The sequence below is a fragment of the Actinopolyspora mortivallis genome, assembly GCF_003001495.1.
GTDB classification, from domain to species: Bacteria; Actinomycetota; Actinomycetes; order Mycobacteriales; family Pseudonocardiaceae; genus Actinopolyspora; species Actinopolyspora mortivallis_A.
Genome location: NZ_PVSR01000026.1, coordinates 38,860 through 59,696, shown reverse-complemented (window position 1 = coordinate 59,696; position 20,837 = coordinate 38,860). Strand labels below are relative to the sequence as shown.

The following is a 20,837-nucleotide window of genomic DNA, read 5'->3' as shown; positions in this document are numbered from 1 at the left end:
GCGTACACCCCCACCCCGGAGGAGGTCACCCACAGCACGCACCCCCAACCGGCGATCCAGGCCGCCGTCCTGCCGGCCGGCCAGGCATCCCCCCGACGACGCAACACGCGCACCCCGGCCAGGTAGAGCCCGGAGAGCACCACGGCGGCACCACCGAACAGCGGGTCGAAACGCCACCCGGTCACCAACGTCACCGCGCTCGGTGGAACGGCCAGGTCGTAGCCCAGCACGGACTCGCTGGCGGTGGCCTCCGAGGCGGCGGGCACCGAGGCCGTCCCGATCATGACCGTCGACACCAGCAGGGCGCTCGTCAGCAGGAACGCTTCCACACCGACCAGCCAGAGGAGCGTGCGCCGTCGCCCGTGGCGGCCGGTGGGCTCCGCCGGAACAAGGTGTCCGCGGGCGAGGACGCCGAGAATCCCCAGCGCGGCCATCACGAGGGTCTTGCCCAGCACCAGCGCGAGATGTTCCGCTTCGCCCTCCCCGTAGCGCCGGGGCACCGCGAGCACGTCGAACATCCCGGAGAACACCAGCAGGGCCCAGCAGCAGCCCGCCAGCGTCCGGTAACGAGCCAGCAGCGTCTGCGCCCGTTCCTCGTCACGCCACAGACGCGAGCCCAGTACCAGCAGCACGCCGAACCACACCGTGGCCGCGAGCACGTGCATCACGATCGTGTTCGTGCCGATGTCGTGGCCGGGACCGCCGTCGGAACGACGCTCCACGGCCGGGACCACCAGACCGAGCAAGGCGACGAAGACCAGCGCGCAGGCCGTTCTCCAACCGCGCGCCGTCCCTCCCACCAGGGCCAGCACCACCGTGACCAGAGCCGTGAGAATGGCGGCCGTCAGCTCCGCCCCGTCCCCACCGCCCTGCCACGCCCGCAGGACACCGGCCGCTCCCCACACCGGCGCGCACAGCGCGGCACCTCGCAGATACCGACGTGCGCGTTCCGGAAGTTCTCCGCAGGTGGGGGACTCGAAGAACACCGCGAACACCAGCGATCCCACACACACCGCCCCGGCGAGACCGCCCGTCACGCGAAGCGCGAACTCCGACCACTGCATCGGTCACCGCTCTCGAAACAACTCAACACCGGTGTCACTGACGGCACTGCCGCCACCGTCCGGTGGGTACGGACACCGTTCCGGCGTTCACTCGGGTCGCTCGCGGGGAGTCAGACGAGTCCCGCCAGCAGCATGTAGGCCATGCTCGCGGCCATCACGGCCAGACTGGCCCGCACCCCCGGGGAGCAGTGGGCGGGCAGTCCGACGCCGCGTTCGCGGAGCACGGCCCGTCCGGGGGCGGTCGTGGCCGCCCCGGGGGCCGGGGCGGCCACGCCGTGGGGACGCAGCCACGGCACCCGCTCCCACCAGCCCAGCGACCAGACCACGGTCTCGCAGCAGAGGTAGCCGACGAACACCAGAGTCAGCCACGCCGGACGCGACGAACCGGGAACCATCATGTAGGTCATGACCAGCATCCCCGCCGTCGAGGAGAGCCACAGCGGGTTGACCAGCCCCTCCCTGGAACGGAGCACCACGGTGACCACGAGCTCGAGCACCGTGATCAGGGCGAACAGCACGAGTCCCACCCGGTAGAGATCGGGATGGCGCATGTGCGGCAGCAGGTACATCACGGCCATCCCGAGAGCCATCGCCGTGTGTCCCGCATGCCACCACCGCGGCTGGCCGCTCATCCTCCGGGCGTGCACGGCGTGCTGGACGAGTACCACGACCAGCAGCAGCGCCCAGAGCGGGCGGGACCAGTCCGGCAACAGCGGCATGGCCATCGACGCTTCCATGGGAGTTCCTTTCTGGCGGGACCCTTCGTGTGTGCGGGTCGCCGCGCGCCCCGGCACGGTTCCGCGCTCCTGCCGAAATCACCGCCGTTCATGAGCACCGTCACACCAAAGGTGCCGACCGGTGGGCGCGGGAACACCCGGCACGCCTCGAGCAACCGCCGGTGCCCGTCCCGACACAATGTCGGTGGCCCACACCACGTGTCGGCCTACTGTGGCTGCTCGGCACATCGAACGCGGCGCGTTCGCCGGATAGCGTCCTGCGACATGACCAGACACGCCGGCGAGGGGGCCGAGGACGGCTCCCGCACCACGACCGCGTTGATCACCGGCGCCGCCGGCGGGATCGGACTCGCCTGTGCCCGGCGACTGGCCGCCTCGGGCGCGTACGTGCACCTGGTGGACCTGGACCGGGCCGGGGTGGAACGGGCCGCCGCCGAGACCGGGGGAACGGCGCACGTGGTGGACCTGACCGACGAGTCCGCCGTCTCCGCCCTGCCGCGGGAGGTGGACGTACTCGTCAACAACGCGGGACTCCAGCACGTCGCCGCGCTGCACGAGTTCCCGACCGAGGTCTTCACCCGCATCCAACGAGTCATGGTCACCGCGCCCTTCCTGCTGATCAAACGGTGTCTTCCGTACATGTACTCCCGTGGCTGGGGACGGATCGTGAACATCTCAAGCGTGCACGGTCTGCGTGCCAGCCCGAACAAATCGGCCTACGTGGCCGCCAAGCACGCCCTGGAGGGGCTGAGCAAGGTGACCGCCCTCGAAGCGGCCGAGCACGGGGTCACCAGCAACTGCGTGGATCCGGGATACGTCCGCACTCCCCTGCTGTGGGGGCAGCTGAGCGCCCAGGCCGAGACCCACGGTCTCTCCGAACAGGAGGTGGCCGAACGGGTGTTCCTGCGGGACAGCGCGATCAAACGGTTGATCGAACCGGAGGAGGTCGCCGCCGTGGTCGCCTGGCTCGCCGGGCCGGAAACCGACTACCTCACCGGGGCCTCCGTTCCCATCGACGGCGCCTGGACGGCGCACTGACAACCGAGCGAACCCGCTCCGGCGGGGAAAAGGGGTGGCACCATGCGTTCCGAACACTCCCCCGCACCGAGCCGGAGAGCAGTGCTCCGGGTCGTCGGGTCGAGCATGATCGGCACCACCATAGAGTGGTACGACTTCTTCCTGTACGGGTCGGCGGCGGCGTTGGTGTTCAACAAGGCCTTCTTCCCCGCCGCGGACTCGTTGAGCGGTACGCTGCTGGCCTTCTCCAGTTTCGCCATCGGATTCGTGTTCCGTCCTCTCGGCGGGCTGGTTTTCGGGCACTTCGGAGACAGGCTGGGGCGGAAGAAACTGCTCGTGATCAGCCTGCTGGCCATGGGCGCTTCCACTTTCGCGATCGGACTGCTGCCCACCTACGGGGCGATCGGTGTCGCGGCGCCGCTGCTGCTGACCTTCCTGCGGGTGGTCCAGGGGTTCGCCCTGGGCGGCGAGTGGGGCGGCGCCGTGCTGATGGTCTCCGAACACACCGACACCGACCGACGCGGTTTCTGGACCTCGTGGCCCCAGGCGGGAGTGCCCACCGGCAATCTGCTGGCCACGGCCGTGCTGGCGTTGCTGGCCACCGTCCAGTCCCAGCAGGCCTTCCTCGCGTGGGGCTGGCGGATACCGTTCCTGCTGTCCGGACTGCTGGTGCTGGTGGGGCTGTGGATCCGACTGTCGGTCAGCGAGTCCCCGGTCTTCCTGGAGGCGGCGAACCGGGCCGCCCGGAGGGGAACGCCCGAACAGCCTCCGATCGTGCGCGTGCTGCGTCACCAGTGGCGGGAGGTGTTGATCGCCTCGGGTGCCCGGTTCGTGGAGAACGTGTCCTACTACGTGATCACGGTCTTCGTGCTCACCTACGTCACCGACCAGCTCGACCTGCGGGAGGACGTGGCGTTGCGGGCGGTGCTGATCGCCTCGCTGGTGCACTTCGTCGTGATCCCGCTGTGGGGTGCCCTGTCCGACCGGTTCGGACGCAGGGGGGTTTACCTGTTCGGCGCTGTCGGAACCGGGGTGTGGGCCTTCGTGTTCTTCCCGCTGCTGGACACGGGAACCCTCTCCATGATCACACTGGGGATCACCGGTGGGCTGGTGCTGCACGGGGCCATGTACGGTCCCCAGGCCGCGTTCATGTCCGAGTTGTTCGGAACCAGGGTGCGCTACTCGGGAGCCTCGATCGGGTACCAACTGGCCTCCGTGGTGGCCGGCGGACTCGCTCCCACCGTGGCCACCGGTCTGCTGGCGGCGTTCGACAGTTGGGTTCCCATCGCCGTGTATCTCGCGCTCGGTGCCGTGCTCACGTCGGTGGCCATCCTGTTCGCGAGTGAGACCAGTGGCAGCTCACTGCGTGCCGACACCACCGACGCCGCCCCCACCTCAGCCTGACGAGCCGAGCGGGGACACCGGCACGGGGCTCGGGGTTGTTCCCCGTGCCCCGGAGAACCGAGGATGATCGTCATGGGCGACGAGCCGGCGGAGTCCCTGGTGCGGGTGTTCGAGTCCCTCGTCGACGGTGGCGGGGAGAAACTGGCCAGGACGATCGCGCGGGCACGTGCCGACCAGTCCGAGGAGCGGAACGTCCGGCTGGTCGAACGGGCCGGCGAGCTGGCGCTGCGGCTGCGGGACATCCTGGAGCAGCGACGACGGCGCGAGTCCGAGCTGACCGCACTGTTCGACACCGCGGGAGACCTGGCCCGCGTGCGGGACCAGGACGCGGTGCTCGGGGCCATCGTGCACCGGGCCAGGACGCTGCTGGGCACCCACGTCGCCTATCTCAGCCTCAACGACGACGAGTCCGGAACCACCTACATGCGGGTCACCGACGGCTGCACCTCGGCACTGTTCCAGCAGGTACGGCTGGGGATGGGTGAGGGCCTGGGCGGGCTGGTGGCCCAGACGGCACGCCCCTACGCCAGCCCCTCCTACTTCGAGGACACCCGCTTCACCCACACCGAGGAGATCGACGCCGCGGTGCGGGACGAACGTCTGCTGGCCATCCTCGGGGTTCCGCTCACCGTGGGGGGTTCGGTGATCGGGGTGCTCTACGCGGCGGACCGCAACCGGCGGAGCTTCTCCCCCGGTGAGATAGCCCTGCTGTCCTCGTTGGCCGATCACGCCGCCATCGCCATCGACAACGCGCGGCTGTTGCAGGAGACCCGTCAGGCCCTGGCGGAACTGCACACCGCGCACGAGACCATCAGTGAGCACAACGCCGCGCTGCACAGGGCCGAACGAGCCCACGACAGACTCACCGACCTCGTGCTGCGCGGCGGGACACTCACCGACGTGGCCGAGGCGGTGTCCGGGGTGCTCGGTGGGGGGATCGTGGTGCACGACGCGGAGGGGAACCGGTTGGCGTGCGCGGGGACGTCCCCCGTGCCGTGGCCGCGTTCGGCCGTCCGTCGTTCGAGCGGCAGCGGGAAGGCGGTTCCCCACGGGAACCATCTGGTCTGTGCGGCGCTGGCCGGCCCGGAACTGCTCGGCAGCCTCACCCTCGTGGGGGACACCGAGCTGTCCGAGGCCGATCGGCGCCTGTTCGAACGGGCCGGTGTGGTCACCGCCCTGGTCCTACTGCTCCGCAGACGGAGCGACGAGGCACGGGAACGGGAGCGGGAGGAGCTGCTCAGCGAGCTGCTCAGCCCCTCCCGCCCGGAACACGACGGGCTGGTGACCAGGGCGCGCCGTGTGGGTGTCGACCCGGCGGGCAGCAAGGTGGTGCTGGTCGCCTCGGTCGAGGAGGTCGAACGGGAACGGCTGCTTCCGGCGGCCTCCCGCTACGCTGCGCGCCGTGCCGGACTGGCGGGAACACACCTCGACCATCTGGTGATGCTGTTGCCCGGCACCGATGCCGGGGGCACCGCGAAGGACGCCGCACGGGCACTGAGTGCCTCGACGGGCCGATCCGTCAACATCGGAGCGTGCGACCCGGTGGTGGGACTCACGGAGGTGGCCCACGGTTACGAGGAGGCGTGTCGCTGTCTGCGGGCGCTGTCCGCCCTGGGACGGACGGGTGCGGGAGCGGCACCGGCAGACCTGGGTTTTCTCGGTGTGCTGCTGGGGGAACGCGGCGACCTGGACGGCTACGTCGAACGTACGCTCGGTCCCCTGCTGGAGCACGACGCGCGACGCGGCACCGAACTGCTGCGCACGCTGCGCGGATACTTCTCCTGCGACCGTAATCTCACGCGTACCGCCCGGTCCCTGCACGTGCACGTGAACACGGTCAGTCAACGGCTGGAACGCATCTCCTGCCTGCTCGGTGAGCAGTGGCGTTCTCCCGAGCAGCTTCTGGAGATCCAGGTGGCGCTGAGACTGCACGGGCTGCGGCACTGAAGGAACCCATATCGGCCCTGAACTACCGAGGACACGTCCCGCCGCGACGATTCACGGTCGAACACCGTCGGGACCACGCGCCGAAGGGATCGGTTCCGAACACAGGGTATGGAACACGTACCCGAGCCGGTCCGGATCGGAAAGGGCGTCGCCGCGTTGATCGGCCTGCTGAGCGTGGCCGCTGCGCTGGCGGCGGGGCATCTGGTCGCCGCCCTGACCGTACCGGCCTCCTCCCCCTACCTGGCCGTGGGCAACACCGCCATCGATCTGGCTCCCCAACCGCTCAAGTCCCTGGCGATCGAGCTGTTCGGCACCGCGGACAAGCTCGCCCTGCTGATCGGCATGGCCGTGGTCCTGGCCCTGCTGGCTGCCGGGGCCGGGCTGCTCTCCCGAACCTCGGCACGGGCGGGCGTGCTCCTCGTCGCGATCCTCGGCGTGCTCGGCGTGGTCGCGGTACTGGCGCGGCCCGCCGTGGGGGTCGGCGGACTGTGGGCTCCTGTGGCCTCCCTGCTCGTCGGCCTCGGCGTGCTCCTGTTTCTGCGTCGGACGGTCACGACGGCGGCCGCGGAGAGAGCCGGGCCTGCCCACGACGAGAACGCGACCACGGCGGAGACGCCTTCCCCGGAGCGGAGCGGGCGTAGGTCGCACGGGCGCCGGCGAGTGCTGGTCTCCACACTGTCCGTCGCCACGGGATCGGCCGTGGCCGCCCTCACCGGGCAGAGACTCTCCTCAGGGGGGCGGGTCGAACGTTCCCGGGCCGCGCTCGGCGGACTCACCCCGGACACCCGGGCGGCACCGATCCCGCCCGGGTCCGATTTCGCGAAGTCCGGCACCCCGACGTTCCTCACACCGAACTCGGAGTTCTACCGGGTCGACACGGCGCTGCGCGTTCCCCGGATCACCGCGGAGCAGTGGCGACTGCGCGTGCACGGCATGGTCGAACGGGAACTCGACCTCTCCTTCGCCGATCTGAGATCGCGGAACACGGTGGAGAAACCGATCACCATGACCTGCGTGTCCAATCCCGTCGGCGGCCCTTACGTCTCCACGGCCGAGTTCATCGGGGTCCCCCTTCGGGACGTGCTCGCCGAAGCCGGGGTCCACGAGGACGCCGAACAGGTCTTCAGCACCAGCGCGGACGGTTTCACCGCGGGCACCCCGGTGGACGTGCTGACCGACCCGGACAGGGACGCCCTGCTCGCCTTCGGAATGAACGGACGCCCACTGCCGATCGAACACGGTTTCCCGGTCCGGATGGTCACACCGGGGCTGTACGGTTATCTCTCGGCCACCAAGTGGGTGACGGATCTCGAGTTGACCACCTGGGACCGGGAGTCCTACTGGAGGACCCGCGGGTGGGCCCGGGAGGCTCCGATCAAGACCCAGTCCCGCATAGACACTCCCTCCGGCTTCGCGAAGGTCCCGGCAGGACGAGTCACGGTCGCCGGTGTGGCCTGGGCACAACACACGGGCGTCGAACGTGTCGAGGTGCGTGTCGACGGAGCGGACTGGCGAACGGCCGAGCTTTCGGCACCGGTGAACCGGGACACCTGGCGCATGTGGCGCACGGAACTGGAGTTGCCTCCCGGCGGACACACGGTGGAGTCCCGGGCCACGGACCGCTCCGGGTACACCCAGTCCCGGAAACGCTCCCCCACCGTTCCGGACGGGGCCACGGGATGGCACTCGGTCTTTTTCACCGCCGAGTGACGGACCGACGGACAGTCCCCCGATCTCCCACTCGGGAGCCTCTTCCCGAGCACGTGCCCACCACCGCGAAGAGAGTTCGACAAAATCACCGCCTCGACCAATCGGTCGAAGAGGGTGCTCCGAAGAACCCGTGAAAGGACTTCTCGATCCACGAGGGATCGAGTGTGACGAGAAGATCGGAAGAGCATGACACACAGTCGAGCCAAAGCCGCCGTCACGGGTGCCGTCGCGTCGCTGGCCCTGCTGCTCACCGCCTGTGGCGGTGCCGAGACGGAAACCGGGAACCAGCAGCAGGACCAGTCCTCCTCCATGGAGTCCGGAAGCGGCGACGAGCGTGGGCAGCAGAGCCGTGACGAGACTTCGGGCAAACAGGGGACGACCACGGTCGACGACATCTACGGTCCCGCCGCTTCCCAGGTTCCGACCGACCCGAACGACGAGGGATCCGCCAAGGGGATGGTCGACGACCCGGTGGCCACGGCGGCGAGCAACAACCCGCTGCTGTCCGATCTCACCAAAGCGGTGAAAACCGCCGGCCTGGTCGACACCCTGAACAACCAGGACCAGCAGTACACCGTGTTCGCCCCGGCGAACTCGGCTTTCGAGGAACTGCCTCCGGACACGCTGAAGGCGCTGTTGAACGATCCGGCCAAGAAGGAGCAGTTGCGCAGCATCCTCACCTATCACGTGGTTCCCGAACGCATGGACGCCCAGGACCTCGGGGAAGCGGGAGAGGTCCCCACGGTCAACGGTGAGAAGGTCAGCATCAGCGGCAGCGGTGAGAACATCGAGATCGGGGACGCGAAGGTACTGGTGGGCAACATTCCCACCGCCAACGCGACCGTGTTCGTCATCGACAAGGTACTGATGCCCGAGCAGGGATAACCAGTCCGCCACGACGTCTCTGCCGACGAACCAGGTCGGCGGGCCCCTTCCGGTGACAAACCCGGGAGGGGCCCGCAGGGGACACCACGAAAGAGACGTACCGACGTCCCGGGGTTGTGCCCGGGACGTTTTCACGTCGTCGGCGGCCCGTGCTCGGTGCCGTCGACCACACTCGGCTGCCCAGGGACTCGTGCCGGAGCGGCCCCGGCCCCCACTGAGCTCCATCTTCACACGAACAAGTGAAGGGTGCGCGTTTGAAGGCTTCCGAACGGGTTTCTAGACTGAGCCGCACCGACCAGACAACCCCGAAACGCGCCCACCCCGGCGGCCACGAAACCATCACTCGGAGGGACACGACACATGCGGACAGTCACCGGTCCCACCGATCACGTGGTCGTCGTGGGAGCGGGACTCTCCGGGCTGGCCACCAGCCTGCACCTGCTCGGGGCGGGACGTGAGGTGACCCTCCTGGAACGGGAACGGGTTCCCGGTGGACGTGCCGGACGGCTGGACGTCGCCGGCTACCACATGGACACCGGCCCCACCGTGCTGACCATGCCGGAGCTGCTGGACGAGGCCCTGGCCGCCGTCGGGCAGTCCGTTCACGAACAGCTGGAGCTGCTGCCGCTGGACCCCGCCTACCGCGCCTGCTTCGCCGACGGCTCGACACTGGACGTACTCACCGACGGCGCCGCGATGGAACAGCAGGTGCGGGACTTCGCGGGCCCTGCCGAGGCTGCGGGGTACCGACGACTGCGGCACTGGCTGAGCAGGCTGTACAGCACCCAGTACTCCAGCTTCATCGACGCCAACTTCGACTCACCGTTGAACCTCGTGGAACCGAACCTGGCACGACTGGCGGCGCTCGGAGGGTTCGGCACCCTGCACCGGGCGATCGGCCGGTTCCTCACCGACGAGCGGCTCCGTCGTGTCTTCTCGTTCCAGTCCCTGTACGCGGGGGTCTCCCCCCACCGGGCGCTGGCCGCCTACGCGGTGATCTCCTACATGGACACCGTGGGAGGCGTGTACTTCCCCCGGGGAGGGATGCGCGCGGTCCCGGACGCGCTGGCCCGGGCCGCAAAGGGGGCGGGAGCACACCTGCGCTACGGCAACGTGGTGCGGCGGCTGGAACGCCACGGCGGGCGCGTGACGGCCGTGCACACCGAGCAGGGGGAACGCGTTCCGTGCGACGCGGTGGTGCTCACCCCGGACCTGCCGGTCGCCCGACGGCTGCTCGACATCTCCCCGCGAGGTTTCCCCCGACCGCGTGCCGCCCCCTCGGCCCTGCTGCTCCACACCGGCACCGACCGTGAACAACCCCGACTGGCGCACCACACCCTGTCCTTCGGACACGCGTGGAAACGCACCTTCGACGAGCTCACCCGTCGGGGCACGCTGATGAGCGACCCCTCGGTGCTGATCACCAACCCCACGCGTACCGACCCGGAACTCGCCCCACCGGGCAAACACCTGCACCACGTCCTGGTCCCCTGCCCGAACCTGGACCTGGCCGGACACGACTGGCCCCGCATCGCCGACGGCTACGTGCGGGAGACGATCGAGCTGCTGCAGGACAGGCTCATGCCGGGCTTCGGCCCCTCCGTCGAGGTGAGCCGTGTCGTGACCCCGGCGGACTGGGCGGAACAGGGCATGATCGCCGGTTCCCCGTTCAGCCTGGCGCACACCTTCCGGCAGACGGGCCCGTTCCGCCCCCGCAACCTGGTGCGCGGGCTGGACAACGTGGTCCTGGCCGGCTGCGGAACCACACCGGGGGTCGGCGTCCCACCGGTGCTGATCTCCGGCAAGCTCGCCGCCGAGCGGATAGTCGGCGGCTCCGTCGCCGGAGCGGCGCTCCCACGGACCGTGTCGCTCGGAGCCGGCTCGCGATGAGCGCGCACGAGCTGGACGCGGCCGGCATCCACGACCCCGCGCTGCGGACCGCCTACCGGCACTGCCGGTCCCTCAACTCCGCGCACGGCCGCACCTACTTCCTGGCGACCAGGATGCTGCCCGCGGCCCGGCGTCCGGCCGTGCACGCGCTGTACGGACTCGCGCGTCAGGTGGACGACATCGTCGACGATCCGACGAACACGCTGGCCCCCGAGACCCGCCGTCGGTTGCTCGACGAGCTGGCGGACGAGCTGGACGCCGCCCTGTCGGGAGGTCACGGCGACAGCCCCGTGGTCACCGCCGTGGTCGACACGGCGCGCCGCTACGGGATCAGGAAGGAGTACTTCGACTCCTTCATGCGTTCCATGAGGCAGGACCTCACGGTGTCCGACTACCCCGACCGAGCGAGTCTGAACGCCTATGTGCACGGCTCCGCCGAGGTCATCGGTCTCCAGGTGCTTCCCGTCCTGGGCACGGAGGTACCGGCGGAGCAGGCGGCTCCCTACGCGGCCGCGCTGGGCAACGCCTTCCAGCTCACCAACTTCCTGCGGGACGTCGGCGAGGACCTCCGTCGCGGGCGGGTGTACCTTCCCGCCGACGAGCTCGCCGTGTTCGGGGTCGACCGCCGACGACTCCAGCAGTGTCTGCTCGACGGGCGCCCCGACCGCCAGGTGCGGCGCGCGCTCGCCGACCAGGTGGCCCGCACCAGGGCCGTGTACCACTACGCCGCCCCCGGCATCGACCTGCTCGACCCGATAGCGCGACCGTGCGTGTCCACCGCCTACACCCTCTACGGTGAGATACTGGACCGGATCGTGGAATCCGACTACGACGTGTTCGCTCATCGGATATCGGTGCCCGGCCCCCGCAGACTCGGGGTGGCACTGGCCGGCGCCGCGGGGGTGGCGAACGCTCGGATCCGTTCCCGGTCGCCGGGAACGGGCAAACACGTGTCGTCCTATTCGACGTTGGGTGGCCGCTAGGCGATGAAATCGACCCTGTCCGCGTCCGAGACGGAACTGGTCGTTCTGCTCGACGAAACCGCGAAGCCCGTCGGTACGGCCCCCAAGGCCGAGGTGCACCACGGCTCCACTCCCCTGCACCTGGCTTTCTCCTGTTACGTGTTCGACCGGGCGGGCAGAGTGCTGGTCACCCGTCGTGCCCTGGACAAGAGGACCTGGCCGGGTGTCTGGACCAACTCCTGCTGCGGCCACCCCTCCCCCGGTGAGGATCCCGAGGGGGCGGTCCACCGCAGGGTCGCGCAGGAACTGGGAATCGGGATCGACGACGTGCGACTGCGCCTGGCCGACTTCCGGTACCGCGCCGTCGACGTGACGGGAGTGGTGGAGAACGAGGTGTGCCCGGTCTACACCGCCGTCACCGCCGACACGATCCGTCCCGACCCCGCCGAGACGGTGGACTCCACCTGGGTGGACTGGTCCGATTTCGTGAGCCTCGTCCGCCGCACCCCGTGGGCGGTCAGCCCGTGGGCGGCCGAGCAGGTTCCCCTGCTCGCGGACCAGCTCGGGGAGAGGATTTCCCGGGAGGAACCGTGAGCACCGGGACCTCCCCCGCCGTCGGGGAACCCCGCCCGGCGCGGAGGAGGATCCACGCCGAGCACGAGTTTCCCGGTCGGGACCCGCGAGCCGTGCTGCACCCGGCGCGCGACGGTCATCCCGACGCGGGTGACCTCACCGGGGACGTACGGGTGGCTGTGGTCGGTGGCGGCGTCGCGGGGCTGTCCGCGGCCACCTGCCTGGCCGAACGGGGGGTCACGGTGACCCTGATGGAGCGGGAGAACTACCTGGGTGGACGGGTGGGCGGCTGGTCCACCGAACTGGCCGACGGTTCACGGGCGACGATGAACCGAGGGTTCCACGCGTTCTTCCGGCAGTACTACAACCTGCGCGCGCTGCTGCGCCGCGCCGACCCCAGACTCTCCGGGCTGGTCGCCCTCCCCGACTACCCGCTGGTGCACAGCGCCGGCTACCGGGACACCTTCGCCGAACTGCCCCGCACGTTTCCCTGGAACGCCCTCGCGTTCGTCGCCCGCAGCCCCACGTTCGGATGGCGGGACCTGCCCCGGCTCGGTGTCCGGGCCGCGCTTCCCCTGGCCCAGGTCTCCGTTCCGGAGATCTATCACAGGCTGGACCATCTGGACGCCGACGCCCTGTTGGGCCGCATCGGCTTCCCCGCCGCCGCCAAACACCTCGCCTTCGAGGTGTTCTCCCGGAGTTTCTTCGCCGCCCCGCACGAGCTGTCCGCGGCCGAGCTGGCCACGATGTTCCACATCTACTTCCTCGGTTCCAGCGAGGGGCTGCTGTTCGACACGGTGGCGGACTCCTTTCCCGAGGCGTTGTGGGAACCGCTGGGGGACTACCTCGAGGACCTCGGTGTCGAACTGCGCACGTCCACCCCGGTGAGCTCCCTGGGGCACGGGACGAACCGTCGTTTCGTGCTGTGGACCTCCGCCGGTCGGGAGGCCGAGGTGGACGCCGTGGTCCTCGCGCCGGACCCGGCCGGGCTGCGCGGGATCGTCCACCGCTCACCCGAGCTGGGGCGACCGTGGTGGCGGAGAGCCCTCTCCCGGATGCGGGAGGCTCCCCCCTTCCTGGTGTCCAGACTGTGGCTGGACCGTCCGGTGCGGCGGGACCGGCCGGCGTTCCTCGGCACCAGTGGCTACGGACCGCTGGACAACATCAGCGTGTTGGAGCGCTACGAACGCCAGGCCGCCTGGTGGGCGGGGCGACGTGGCGGTTCGGTACTCGAACTGCACGGTTACGCCCTCCGGGAGGACGTGCGACCACGGCAACTGCGGACGAGGATGCTCGCCGAGCTCCACCGGATCTATCCGGAGACCCGACAGGCGGGCGTCATCGACGAACGCCACGAACTGCGCGCGGACTGCCCGCTCTTCCCCCCGGGAGGGTTCTCCGGCCGTCCCACGGTCACCACCCCGGAACGCGGCCTGGTGCTGGCCGGGGACGCGGTCCGGGTGGATCTGCCGGTCGCGCTGATGGAACGTGCCGCCACGACCGGGGTGTGTGCCGCCAACGCACTGCTGCACGACTGGGGCCTGCGCGGGCACCCGCTGTGGAGCGTTCCCACCAGGGGGCGTTCGGCCCTCCTGCGGTCGCTGAACGCCTCACCCTAGCCGGGGAAGAGCCCCGCCGACCGTAGCTGGTAGCGCCGTTCCGCGTAGGCCATGTCGTCGCTCCACAGCCGCAGCGCCGCCCGCCGGACCAGCGGACGCAGCAGCCGGGCAGCCGGCAGCACGGCCCGCCGGAAACCGGGACGCTCGGAGTGGGCCAGCACGGCCTCGACCACGGCGGTGCGCGGTCTGCCGTGGGCGTCCCGGCCCAGCGGGACCGCGTGTGTCTCCACGACACTGCCCGCTCCCTCACCGTCGAGGATGCGCATGACGACGGTCCGCGGCTCCGGGCAGGTGAACACGGCCGTGACCGGGGCCCCGAGACGAGAGGCGACGCGGAAGGTCACCGAGACCTCGAAGAAGTCCTCCTCCTCGGAGCATCCGACCTCCGGGGCGTGACGCACCCCGAGCTCGGCGAACGAGTGCGGATGGAACCACGCGCCGTGCCACGGATCCAGCCGGTTGGCCACGATGTCCTCCGGTTCGCAGACACCGCTCGTGGTCGCCACCTCGACGAGACTCTCCCGAAGGACGGGCCTGCGGGGCACCACGGGCGAACTCAGGGGCCGTTCCCCGCCGATCCCGTCGAGCCGTACCCAGGTGAGCACCCCGTCGTCGTGGGTCGGCAGCGGGGACCATCCGGGGCCTCCGCGTTCGGTCAGGCGGAGTCCGTGCCAGGCGCAGACGAGCTGCCCCCGGTCGACGACGGCCGTGCCGAGCGGGGCGCCGAGGTGCGGACAGATTCCCGGGCCGGCGTGCGCCCGCCCGTCCGGCGTTCTCCACGCGACGATCTCGGTTCCACCGACGGTGCGGGCGAACGGCTCGTTCCCGGTGATCCGAGTGCTGGCGGCCAGGACGTACCAGTTCCCCGAAGGACGTGCCCGGCAGCGGTCGAGAGCGGCGTTGATGATCTCGGGGCGGGCCTGGCGCCATGTTCCCCGTTGTTCGGCCCAGGCGGGCGCACTCAGCCGCCGCAGGGGCAGGACACGGCTCCGTGGCCGGGCCCGATCCGAGCGCCCGCCCATCGTGGACTCCTTCGCTCACCGTACGGCGTCCGGCGGACGAGCCGGACGGGAGGCGAGCCTAACGCCTTCGCGGCGGTTCCGCGCGTGGTCCCCGGTCGTGCGGACACCGCGTGGGAAGGCCCGCCGGACCGCTCCGTTCGAGCACGTGTCCCGCGGTTTTTCCCGGCTGATCCGCGTGTCCGGCCGTGGAGGAAGGAGGTCTCGGGGACACGCTCCGGCAGGCCCCACCCTCGTCGCCCCGAAACTCCCCCCGTTCGAGGGACGAAGGGGCTGCGTCACGACGACCGGGTCGAGGTGGGCTCTTTTCCGGCTCACTCCTCTTCCTCCAGGGTCTGAATGGCCCGGCGTGCGCATTCCCCCAGGTCCTCGGCGGCGGCCGCCGCCTGGTCCATGGCGAGGTAGGCGCTCCGTTGTTCCGGCACACCGGGCTTCTCGTAGTGCTTGGCCAGACCGTCCACCAGGTCCGTCAGCCGCTCACCGATCACCGTGACCGTACGGAGCACCTCCCGGGCGAGGTCGTGCTTGGCAGCGGCTCCCCGTTCCGTGTCGAGCTCCCGAACGGCCTGTCTGAGCCGATCGGCGTCATGGGCTATGACGCTCCAGGTGGGCGCGTCCGTCATCCGATCCGTCAATGCTCTTCCCCCGGGTTGCCGCGCACTCACGAACGATCCGGGTTCCACCCGGTTTCGTCCGGACACGTCACTCGTGTCTGGCCTCGGGTCCGAAAACCGTTTCCCCGGCACGGAATGTGTCGCCGGTATCGGCGAACGTAGCCATGAAGCATTCAGATCACAATTCGATTTCGGCGACAATCGCGAAAATACGCGAACCTTCCGGGACCGACTCGGCAGCGCCCCCTGATTCGTGCGACAGTCTGAACAGGGGCGATCCCGTCGGACCCGCCTTCCGAAAACACCGCAACACCACAAGCCGGAACGGACGATGCCATGAGCGAAGAGAACAGAATCGTCGTCGGCGTCGACGGCTCGGCTCCCTCACTGGCCGCCCTGGACTGGGCGCTCGGCCAGGCCGAACTCACCGGCGCCACCGTCGAGGCCGTGACGGCCTGGGAGTACCCGGCGTTCTACAGCTGGGAGGGAGGTGCCATCTCCCCCCGCGAGTTCGAGAGCGCGGCCAGCCAGACCGTCGAGGATGCGGTGGACAGGGCCGTCGACCGCCGGAGTTCTCCCCCGCCGGTCCGCACCAAGGTCACCCAGGGCGACTCCGCCCAGGTGCTGCTGGACACCGCCCGGGACGCGGAACTGCTCGTGGTCGGCAGCCGCGGGCACGGAGGGTTCGTGGGTGCGCTGATCGGCTCGGTCAGTCACAGGTGCACCCACCACTCCCGCTGTCCGGTGGTGATCGTGCACGCCGCCCGGGACACCGAGTGACCCCGGGCCGAAGCGCCACACACTCCGCTCCGGCCCGGTGGCCCCGTGCACGAACGCCCGGGCCGCCTCACCGGCACGGGGGAGACGCGGAAGTTCACCGGTCCGCGTCACTCGCGACGCATGAGCGTCAGTGCGCTCATACCCAGCCCGAGCAGAATGATCACCGCTCCGGTGATCACGTTGCTGAGCATCATCCCGAGTCCCACGGCGGAACCGAGCACGACGAACGGTGCGATCACCGTCCACGCGCCGAGCAGCGGAACCACCCAGGACACGGTGTGTGTGCGGCTGTACGCCGAGGCGAACGCCAACGCCAGCACCGCCACGGTCACACCGACGATCAGGTTGCCCATGGCCACGTCGAAGCTGGTGGCGCTGAACTGGATCACCCATGGCGACATGGCCAGATAGACCCCGGCCAGCAGTGTGGCCCCTTCCAGGGTCTGCCCCTGTGGGGTCTCGCTCGCCTCCTCGTAACGCGCCCGCATCTCGGCGAGATCGGGATGTTTCTCGATCGGGCCTGCTTGTGCCATCTCCATCACCCCTCACCGTTCGCCTGCGCAAACGGTCCCTTTCCCGGTCTCCCCGCTCCGCCGGGCATCTGGCCGGATGGACCACGTTTCGCGTCCACGGCGGTCGTGTCGAGGAGCCCGCACCGCTACTGTGACCCCGGAAACCGCGTATGTCCAGCGGGTCCCCACGAACGAACTCCGCGTTCCCGGCACGACGGGCCCGGCCCGGACGGGTTCACTCCCGTGTCTGGTCACCGGGCAGTTCCTCGGTTCGCTCCTCGTCCTCCTCGGAGCTCTGGCGGGCACGGCGGAGTCGTTCGGTCTCCTCCGCGGGATCCGGCAGCAGCAGGCTGCCGGGGAGTGGCCTTCCGGCGGCACCGAGCTTGTTCATCTTCTTGGGAACCGGCGCCCCCTGGTAGGACAGCGGTTCGGGATGACCGTGTTCGTCGCTGCCGCCCAGCGGCTGGTGGACCTCGACCATCTCCCCGTGGGGCAGCCTGCGGATGATCCCGGTCTCCACCCCGTGTTCGAGCACGTGACGATCGGCGCGTTGCAGTCCGACGCAGATGCGGTAGGCCAGGTAGTAGGCCAGCGGAGGACCGACCAGCACCCCGATACGGCCTATCCAGGTCATCGCGTTCAGCGAGATGTCGAACTTGAAGGCGACTATGTCGTTGGCGCCGGTGACCAGCACGATCACGAAGAAGGTGATCGCCATCGCCCCCAGGCCGGTACGCACCGGCACGTCCCTGGGGCGTTGCAGGAGGTTGTGGTGCGCGTCGTCTCCGGTCAGTTTCCGTTCCAGGAACGGGTAGACGAGAGCCAGGGTGAAAACCAGCCCCAGCCCGAGAATGAGCGGGAAGAAGGGGGCCGGAACGGTGAAGGCGCCACCCAGATAGATCTCCCAGGGCGGCCAGAGACGCCCCATTCCGTCGGTCCACATCATGTACCAGTCGGGTTGGGAGGCCGCCGAGACCTTCGAAGCCACGTAGGGTCCCAGATTCCAGATGGGATTGATCTGGAAGATCCCGCCCATGACGGCCGTGACTCCCACGACCGCGGCGAAGAATCCTCCCGACTTCACGGCGAAGACCGGCATGATCCGTACGCCCACCACGTTGCGCTCACCGCGCCCGACCCCGGGGAACTGCGTGTGCTTCTGGTACCAGACCAGGGCCAGGTGTACCGCGATCAGGGCCGCGATCACGCCCGGAAGCAGGAAAACGTGAATCATGTAGAAACGCGGGATGATCGCGTCCCCCGGAAACTCCCCGCCGAACAGGATCCAGTGCAGCCAGGTTCCCACGACCGGGACGGACAGGGTGATTCCCGAGGCGATCCGCACCCCCGTTCCGGAAAGCAGGTCGTCCGGAAGGGAGTATCCGGTGAACCCCTCGAACATTCCCGCCACGAACAGCAGCACGCCGATGGCCCAGTTCGTCTCCCTCGGACGGCGGAAAGCCCCGGTGAAGAAGATGCGGAACATGTGCACCACGATGGCGCTCACGAATATCAGCGCGGCCCAGTGGTGGATCTGCCTGGCGAACATTCCGCCGCGCACCTCGAAGGAGATGTTCAGGGCCGACTCGTAGGCCCGCGACATCTGCACACCCCGCAGGTCGGTGAACACCCCGGTGTAGGTGACCTCCTCCATGGAAGGGTCGAAGAAATACGCGAGGTAGGTGCCGGTGATGATCAGCAGAATGAAACTGTACAGCGCTATCTCGCCGAGCAGGAAGGACCAGTGGGTGGGAAAAACCTTGTTCAGCTGTCGCCGCGCTCCGGAGGCCAGCTGCAGACGTTCGTCGATCTCGTTCGCCTGGGAGGCCGCCATTCTGTAGGTCGTGCCCGCCTGTTTCGTCGGTCGTGTCAATCTGCTCATCGCGACGATCACGCCTGCCCTTCCGGACACCCCGTCGGCGGTTTTCGCCATTCTCGGGTCAGCGTAAACAGCCGTCCCGGAGTACGCGACTGCGCCACGGAGCCTGCCCCGGCCCGGTTGCGTGCGGGTCCGGCACGGGTAGCGTCGGCGGCGTGACTCGCAAGTCGGCCCAGCTCGACGACCAACTGCACGACTACCTGGTGGAACACGGGGCGAGACCGGATGAACTGCAACGGGAACTGATCGCCGACACCGCGCGTCTGTGGCCGGACAGCGCCGAGATGCAGATCTCGCCGGAGCAGGGCTCCCTGCTGACCCTGCTCGCCAAGAGCGTCCGCGCCGGAACCGCCGTGGAGGTCGGGACGTTCACCGGTTACTCCGCGCTGGCCATAGCCCGCGGCCTCAACAGGGACGGCCGTCTGCTGTGCTGTGACATCAGCACCGAATACACCGACGTGGCACGGGACTACTGGCGACGCGCGGGGGTGGAGGAGCGTATCGAGCTGCGCATCGCTCCCGCGCTGCGGACCCTGCGCGCGCTCGACCCCGAACCGACGATCGACCTGAGTTTCGTCGACGCCGACAAGGAGAGCTACATCGCCTACTGGAACGAGCTGGTTCCCCGTACCCGCCCCGGTGGGCTGCTGGTGGTGGACAACGTGCTCGCGGGCGGAAGGGTGCTGTCCGAACAGCACGACCCCACCGCCCACGCCATCCACGAGTTCAACAGGTACGTGCTCCGTGACCACCGGGTGGAGCTGACCATGCTGCCGATCAGCGACGGCATCACCCTGGCGCGCAAGCTCTGAGTCCCCGTCCCGGTGTCCCGGGACGGCCACTCCGCGTTTCGATCACCGCGGATCCGGGTACCACTCCACCGGAGTTCTCCGACGGGAAGGGGCGAATCCATGACCCGACCGGAACCAGTCGGTCGCACGATGACCGCCTTCGAGGAACAGGTGGGGCAACGGACCGGGCTGTCCGATACCACCGAGATCGAGCGGCTGACCAGGGCGACGATCCGGGCGTTGTCCGAACGTCTGGCCGCGGGCCAACTGAACGACCTGGAACCCGCCCTTCCCCCGGAACTCCGCGAGGAGCTGCACAGTTTCGGGGGGCAGGCGGTGTCGTTCGACAAGGAGACCTTTCTGGACCAGGTCAGCGGAGAGATCGACACGGTCGACGTCGACGAGGTCGAAAGGCGGGTCAGCGCGGTGCTCGGCGTGTTGCTCGCGTGGGCCCCGGGGGAGGAGATCGAGGACACCATCGCCCAGCTCCCACCGGACCTGGCCGAGATGTTCCGTGGGGCGCCCTGAGGGCGCACCCCGTCCGGTGCCGTCCCCGGAACCACCATGTTCACTCCGTGGGCGCCACGGTGACCTCGATCGCCTCGGAGGCCGCGGCGAGCAGCTCCCGGTCGGCCCCGTCGTCGACCACGAGCCTGTCGTAGTCGCGCAGCGGTGCCATACGGTGCAGCGCCTTGCGCGGCATCTTGCTCGAATCCATCAGCAGCACGTTCGTGCTGGCCGCGGCCAGCATGGCTCTTTTCACCTGGACGAGTTCGTGTTCCTGGTGGAAGGTCATGCTCGCGTTCATCGCCGAGGTGGACACGAAAGCCATGTCCACCGACAGGGCTCCCACCGCTTCGATGCAGGGCAGCCCGAGGAAGGAGTCGTGGGTCGCGGAGTAGTTCCCCCCCAGGCAGATCAGGTGCACCTCGGAGAACCCCTTGAGCACTTCGATCGTGGGAAGGTAGTTCGTGGCCACGGTCAGCGGTCCGACTCCACCGAGGGAACGGGCGAGTGTGAGCGCCGTGGTCGAGTCGTCGAGCAGGATCGACGAACCCGGTTCGACGAACTCCAGGGCAGCCCTGGCGATGGCCTCCTTGAGTTCACGGTTCGCCCCCATCCGGTATTCGGAACTTCCCTCGAACACGGTGGAGGGCTGGGCGGACACACCGCCGTGGAACTTGCGCAGCAGCCCGCGCCTGGCCAACTCGTCCAGGTCGCGGTGCACCGTCATCAGACTGACACCGACCAGGTCGGCGAGTTCGGCGGCACTGGCCGAGCCCCGGTCGAGCACGTAGTCGACGATCTGCTGTTGACGCTGCTCCCTCGAGCGCGTTCCCCTGGATGTCCTGCTCACATTCCTCACGCTCACGTGGCAGCCACCCCGGGTGGTGACGACCGCGGCACACGGCCGCCGCGGAAGGACTCCCCGGA

The 20,837-nt window shown here is 69.2% G+C and carries 19 protein-coding genes; 12 read left to right on the top strand and 7 right to left on the bottom strand.

What is annotated here, in order from left to right; genetic code table 11:
• Together CEP50_RS14105 and CEP50_RS14100 are read right to left on the bottom strand one after the other, a co-directional pair.
• The coding region (locus CEP50_RS14105; protein WP_181188391.1) for a cytochrome c oxidase assembly protein at positions 1 to 1,064 on the bottom strand (1,064 nt) is incomplete at its 3' end.
• 110 nt (positions 1,065 to 1,174) lie between these two features.
• Positions 1,175 to 1,801 (bottom strand): DUF5134 domain-containing protein, encoded by a 627-nt coding sequence (locus CEP50_RS14100; RefSeq protein ID WP_106114420.1) that lies wholly within the window; start codon positions 1,799 to 1,801, stop codon positions 1,175 to 1,177.
• Between the two features lie 264 nt (positions 1,802 to 2,065).
• On the opposite strand from CEP50_RS14100, the gene CEP50_RS14095 reads away from it, so the two are divergent.
• The 9 genes from CEP50_RS14095 to CEP50_RS14055 all read left to right on the top strand — a co-directional run bounded on the left by CEP50_RS14095 (position 2,066) and on the right by CEP50_RS14055 (position 13,808).
• Positions 2,066 to 2,839, top strand: coding sequence for a 3-hydroxybutyrate dehydrogenase (locus tag CEP50_RS14095; RefSeq protein WP_106114419.1), 774 nt, complete (start codon positions 2,066 to 2,068; stop codon positions 2,837 to 2,839).
• Between the two features lie 42 nt (positions 2,840 to 2,881).
• Positions 2,882 to 4,222 carry an MFS transporter gene (locus tag CEP50_RS14090; RefSeq protein WP_106114418.1) on the top strand — a complete coding sequence of 447 codons (1,341 nt, stop codon included), beginning with the start codon at positions 2,882 to 2,884 and terminating at the stop codon, positions 4,220 to 4,222.
• A 63-nt stretch (positions 4,223 to 4,285) separates the two neighbouring features.
• Positions 4,286 to 6,169 (top strand): helix-turn-helix domain-containing protein, encoded by a 1,884-nt coding sequence (locus tag CEP50_RS14085; RefSeq protein ID WP_106114417.1) that lies wholly within the window; start codon positions 4,286 to 4,288, stop codon positions 6,167 to 6,169.
• Positions 6,170 to 6,277: 108 nt separating this feature from the next.
• Complete coding sequence (locus tag CEP50_RS14080) at positions 6,278 to 7,879, top strand: molybdopterin-dependent oxidoreductase (protein WP_106114416.1); 1,602 nt, start codon at positions 6,278 to 6,280, stop codon at positions 7,877 to 7,879.
• 186 nt (positions 7,880 to 8,065) lie between these two features.
• A complete protein-coding gene (locus CEP50_RS14075; RefSeq protein ID WP_106114415.1) occupies positions 8,066 to 8,764 on the top strand; it encodes a fasciclin domain-containing protein in 699 nt (232 codons plus the stop codon).
• Between the two features lie 360 nt (positions 8,765 to 9,124).
• Positions 9,125 to 10,654: a phytoene desaturase family protein gene (crtI, locus tag CEP50_RS14070; protein ID WP_106114414.1), complete on the top strand. Its 1,530-nt coding sequence runs from the start codon at positions 9,125 to 9,127 to the stop codon at positions 10,652 to 10,654.
• A complete protein-coding gene (locus CEP50_RS14065) occupies positions 10,651 to 11,637 on the top strand; it encodes a phytoene/squalene synthase family protein (protein ID WP_106114413.1) in 987 nt (328 codons plus the stop codon). The genes crtI and CEP50_RS14065 overlap by 4 nt, the downstream gene beginning before the upstream one ends.
• Before the next feature lie 3 nt (positions 11,638 to 11,640).
• Positions 11,641 to 12,210 carry an isopentenyl-diphosphate Delta-isomerase gene (gene idi, locus CEP50_RS14060; protein WP_106114412.1) on the top strand — a complete coding sequence of 190 codons (570 nt, stop codon included), beginning with the start codon at positions 11,641 to 11,643 and terminating at the stop codon, positions 12,208 to 12,210.
• A 50-nt stretch (positions 12,211 to 12,260) separates the two neighbouring features.
• Positions 12,261 to 13,808 (top strand): NAD(P)/FAD-dependent oxidoreductase, encoded by a 1,548-nt coding sequence (locus CEP50_RS14055; RefSeq protein WP_106114427.1) that lies wholly within the window; start codon positions 12,261 to 12,263, stop codon positions 13,806 to 13,808.
• On the opposite strand, the gene CEP50_RS14050 is transcribed toward CEP50_RS14055, so the two are convergent.
• Together CEP50_RS14050 and CEP50_RS14045 are read right to left on the bottom strand one after the other, a co-directional pair.
• On the bottom strand, positions 13,805 to 14,830 hold the full coding sequence (locus CEP50_RS14050; protein WP_106114411.1) for a DUF5914 domain-containing protein: 1,026 nt from the start codon (positions 14,828 to 14,830) through the stop codon (positions 13,805 to 13,807). The two genes, CEP50_RS14055 and CEP50_RS14050, sit on opposite strands and share 4 nt — an antisense overlap.
• A 311-nt stretch (positions 14,831 to 15,141) precedes the next feature.
• Positions 15,142 to 15,450, bottom strand: a complete 309-nt coding sequence (locus CEP50_RS14045; protein WP_106114410.1) for a hypothetical protein — start codon at positions 15,448 to 15,450, stop codon at positions 15,142 to 15,144.
• A gap of 327 nt (positions 15,451 to 15,777) precedes the next feature.
• Between CEP50_RS14045 and CEP50_RS14040 the strand changes: the two genes are divergently transcribed.
• Complete coding sequence (locus tag CEP50_RS14040; protein WP_106114409.1) at positions 15,778 to 16,221, top strand: universal stress protein; 444 nt, start codon at positions 15,778 to 15,780, stop codon at positions 16,219 to 16,221.
• A gap of 107 nt (positions 16,222 to 16,328) precedes the next feature.
• On the opposite strand, the gene CEP50_RS14035 is transcribed toward CEP50_RS14040, so the two are convergent.
• The gene (locus CEP50_RS14035) at positions 16,329 to 16,754 is read right to left on the bottom strand and encodes an SPW repeat protein (protein WP_258175241.1); all 426 of its coding nucleotides are present in this window, start codon (positions 16,752 to 16,754) and stop codon (positions 16,329 to 16,331) included.
• A 214-nt stretch (positions 16,755 to 16,968) separates the two neighbouring features.
• Positions 16,969 to 18,615: a cytochrome bc1 complex cytochrome b subunit gene (gene qcrB / locus CEP50_RS14030; RefSeq protein WP_106114426.1), complete on the bottom strand. Its 1,647-nt coding sequence runs from the start codon at positions 18,613 to 18,615 to the stop codon at positions 16,969 to 16,971.
• A 152-nt stretch (positions 18,616 to 18,767) separates the two neighbouring features.
• On the opposite strand from qcrB, the gene CEP50_RS14025 reads away from it, so the two are divergent.
• Positions 18,768 to 19,424: an O-methyltransferase gene (locus tag CEP50_RS14025; protein ID WP_106114407.1), complete on the top strand. Its 657-nt coding sequence runs from the start codon at positions 18,768 to 18,770 to the stop codon at positions 19,422 to 19,424.
• A 99-nt stretch (positions 19,425 to 19,523) separates the two neighbouring features.
• Positions 19,524 to 19,931 carry a DUF2267 domain-containing protein gene (locus CEP50_RS14020; protein ID WP_106114406.1) on the top strand — a complete coding sequence of 136 codons (408 nt, stop codon included), beginning with the start codon at positions 19,524 to 19,526 and terminating at the stop codon, positions 19,929 to 19,931.
• 40 nt (positions 19,932 to 19,971) lie between these two features.
• On the opposite strand, the gene CEP50_RS14015 is transcribed toward CEP50_RS14020, so the two are convergent.
• Complete coding sequence (locus CEP50_RS14015) at positions 19,972 to 20,760, bottom strand: DeoR/GlpR family DNA-binding transcription regulator (protein ID WP_106114405.1); 789 nt, start codon at positions 20,758 to 20,760, stop codon at positions 19,972 to 19,974.
• Positions 20,761 to 20,837 lie beyond the last annotated feature (77 nt).

Coding starts and splice junctions, on each gene's coding strand:
- CEP50_RS14020 (WP_106114406.1), top strand. CDS start 19,524: ATGACCCGACCGGAACCAGTCGGTCGCACGATGACCGCCTTCGAGGAA.
- CEP50_RS14100 (WP_106114420.1), bottom strand. CDS start 1,801: ATGGAAGCGTCGATGGCCATGCCGCTGTTGCCGGACTGGTCCCGCCCG.
- CEP50_RS14080 (WP_106114416.1), top strand. CDS start 6,278: ATGGAACACGTACCCGAGCCGGTCCGGATCGGAAAGGGCGTCGCCGCG.
- CEP50_RS14085 (WP_106114417.1), top strand. CDS start 4,286: ATGATCGTCATGGGCGACGAGCCGGCGGAGTCCCTGGTGCGGGTGTTC.
- CEP50_RS14045 (WP_106114410.1), bottom strand. CDS start 15,450: ATGACGGACGCGCCCACCTGGAGCGTCATAGCCCATGACGCCGATCGG.
- CEP50_RS14065 (WP_106114413.1), top strand. CDS start 10,651: ATGAGCGCGCACGAGCTGGACGCGGCCGGCATCCACGACCCCGCGCTG.
- CEP50_RS14040 (WP_106114409.1), top strand. CDS start 15,778: ATGAGCGAAGAGAACAGAATCGTCGTCGGCGTCGACGGCTCGGCTCCC.
- CEP50_RS14075 (WP_106114415.1), top strand. CDS start 8,066: ATGACACACAGTCGAGCCAAAGCCGCCGTCACGGGTGCCGTCGCGTCG.
- CEP50_RS14095 (WP_106114419.1), top strand. CDS start 2,066: ATGACCAGACACGCCGGCGAGGGGGCCGAGGACGGCTCCCGCACCACG.
- CEP50_RS14050 (WP_106114411.1), bottom strand. CDS start 14,830: ATGGGCGGGCGCTCGGATCGGGCCCGGCCACGGAGCCGTGTCCTGCCC.
- CEP50_RS14035 (WP_258175241.1), bottom strand. CDS start 16,754: ATGGCACAAGCAGGCCCGATCGAGAAACATCCCGATCTCGCCGAGATG.
- idi (WP_106114412.1), top strand. CDS start 11,641: ATGAAATCGACCCTGTCCGCGTCCGAGACGGAACTGGTCGTTCTGCTC.
- CEP50_RS14090 (WP_106114418.1), top strand. CDS start 2,882: ATGCGTTCCGAACACTCCCCCGCACCGAGCCGGAGAGCAGTGCTCCGG.
- crtI (WP_106114414.1), top strand. CDS start 9,125: ATGCGGACAGTCACCGGTCCCACCGATCACGTGGTCGTCGTGGGAGCG.
- qcrB (WP_106114426.1), bottom strand. CDS start 18,615: ATGAGCAGATTGACACGACCGACGAAACAGGCGGGCACGACCTACAGA.